Annotated in this window: 4 protein-coding genes; all 4 read right to left on the bottom strand. The window is 70.1% G+C overall.

Annotation, left to right across the window (positions count from 1 at the left end; all coding sequences use genetic code 11):
- Positions 1-268 precede the first annotated feature (268 nt).
- Positions 269-514, bottom strand: a complete 246-nt coding sequence (locus tag J1M39_RS04760) for a hypothetical protein (protein ID WP_206496513.1) — start codon at positions 512-514, stop codon at positions 269-271.
- Between the two features lie 7 nt (positions 515-521).
- Positions 522-713 (bottom strand): hypothetical protein, encoded by a 192-nt coding sequence (locus tag J1M39_RS04755; protein ID WP_206496512.1) that lies wholly within the window; start codon positions 711-713, stop codon positions 522-524.
- A complete protein-coding gene (locus J1M39_RS04750) occupies positions 710-847 on the bottom strand; it encodes a hypothetical protein (protein WP_180952476.1) in 138 nt (45 codons plus the stop codon). Before J1M39_RS04750 ends, J1M39_RS04755 begins: the two co-directional genes overlap by 4 nt.
- Positions 848-977: 130 nt before the next feature.
- A complete protein-coding gene (locus tag J1M39_RS04745; protein WP_180952477.1) occupies positions 978-1,124 on the bottom strand; it encodes a hypothetical protein in 147 nt (48 codons plus the stop codon).
- Positions 1,125-1,715 lie beyond the last annotated feature (591 nt).

The raw sequence follows: 1,715 nt of genomic DNA, 5'->3' as shown, positions 1-1,715 counted from the left end.
CGCCTCGGGGGCGGCGTCCTCGGGGCGGGGGTGCGTCTGGGCGCGCTGAGCGGCGCGTTCCAGGGCGCGGCCGCGGGCCTTCCAGTAGGTGATCTGGTCCTCCAGGGGCAGGGGGCGGGCCTGAGCTTCGGCCTCGGCGTGCGTGATGTGCGGGTGCTTCATGAGTGGTGCTCCTTCTTCGGGGTAGGGAGTGCCGGCCTCGCGGGTGCGGGCCTCAGTGGTGAGGGGGCAAGCCGTTTGCGGCGGCCGGGGTCGTAGCGCTGGCGGCTCACGGGCGCTCCTTGCGGATCGGGGTGGTGGGGACGCGCTCGGCACGCTCGGCGGCGTCGTGCAGGCCGTCAGCGATCCGCCGGGCGTCCTCGGGAGTGAGGGTCAGCACGGGGCGGCCGTGACGGAAGATCGAAACGCCGGGGGCGGGGGCCGCGTCGTGACGCAGGCGAGATACCCGGTAGACGCGTGCGGAGGCGGCGGCTTCCGTGTCGCGCTGCCAGTGCTGGGCGTAGACGCTGTACATGCGGGGATCAGTCCTCGGGGGTCGTGGCGGGGAGCGGATGCTCAGGGGTGCCGTCCGCCGCGGTGAGCGGGGGCGTCTCCTGGGGCACCGGGTGGACGCCGGCCCGGGTGCCGGTCTGGGCGGGGGCGCCGTGCCGGCGCTGGAGCTCGGACAGGAACGCGGCCATTCCGGCGGCGGTGTAGGCGCGGCGGGTCTTCACGCGTCCTCCTCGGTGTGGGCGGCACGCAGGGCCATGAGTTCGGCCTCTGCTTTCTCGGCCCGCAGCCGGTGCCGTTCGGCGCGGGCGATGAACCGGCGCACGTCGGCATCGGTGTATGTGGGGCGGGCTCTCATGGGCGCTCCCGGGATCGGTCGAGGGCGTGGCGGATGCTCTCGCACTCATTCCGCAGGTACGCGAGTTCAGCGGCTACACGTTCCGGTGCGGTGGTGGCGGCGTGTTTCGGTGTGGGCCGGGAGAGAGTGCTCACGGGTGGGCCTCCTTCTTCAGCTCGGCCAGTTCGGCTTCGGCCTTCTCGGCGCGGAGTCGGTGGCGCTCGGCACGGTCCATGTGGAATCGGAGCATCTGGCGCAGGTTGTCGGCCTCGGTGGGGCGTTCGGTTGTTGTGGTCATCGGTTGCGTTCCTTTGTGCTGCTGGCGGCGAGGTCGGGCAGGGTCGCCGGGGTTGTGGTGGTGCTCATTTGTCCTCCGTGGGGACGACGACGGCCCCCGAACGTGAGGTGGTCGGGGGCCGTCAAATCGGCTTGTTTCTGCGGTTCAGGGGGTGCCGGTGTAGGGAGGTGAAGGGTTCTTGGAAACTTTCTATAGCTCCCCTCGCGTGGGGAGGGGGCGTGTCAACTTGTCTGTGTAAGCGGGGTGGTCACAGGTAGGGGTTGATCCGGTCGGGGTAGGCCGCGGCGAGCTGGGCGAGGGCCTGCTTCCAGTTCGTGACGGCCTGACCTTCGACGAGCCGGGATCCCGTCGTGCAGGTGGCGGTGGACCATCCTGAGACGGCCAGTGGGGGTCAGGGGTGCGTTAGCGTGAGTCATGAGTGGGTCTTTTCGGGCAGGTGGGTTGTTGAGGAACTTCCATCCTGCGGGGGCGTGTCAACTTGTCTGTGTAAGCGGGGTGGTCACAGGTAGGGGTTGATCCGGTCGGGGTAGGCCGCGGCGAGCTGGGCGAGGGCCTGCTTCCAGTTCGTGACGGCCTGACCTTCGACGAGCC

It is taken from the genome of Micrococcus sp. KRD077 (genome assembly GCF_017168505.1).
Taxonomy (GTDB): domain Bacteria; phylum Actinomycetota; class Actinomycetes; order Actinomycetales; family Micrococcaceae; genus Micrococcus; species Micrococcus luteus.
This window is presented reverse-complemented; position numbering and strand designations above follow the sequence as displayed.

Bases quoted from the DNA above. Each gene is read 5' to 3' on its own strand.
- J1M39_RS04760 (WP_206496513.1), bottom strand. From the start codon at position 514: ATGTACAGCGTCTACGCCCAGCACTGGCAGCGCGACACGGAAGCCGCC.
- J1M39_RS04750 (WP_180952476.1), bottom strand. From the start codon at position 847: ATGAGAGCCCGCCCCACATACACCGATGCCGACGTGCGCCGGTTCATC.
- J1M39_RS04745 (WP_180952477.1), bottom strand. From the start codon at position 1,124: ATGACCACAACAACCGAACGCCCCACCGAGGCCGACAACCTGCGCCAG.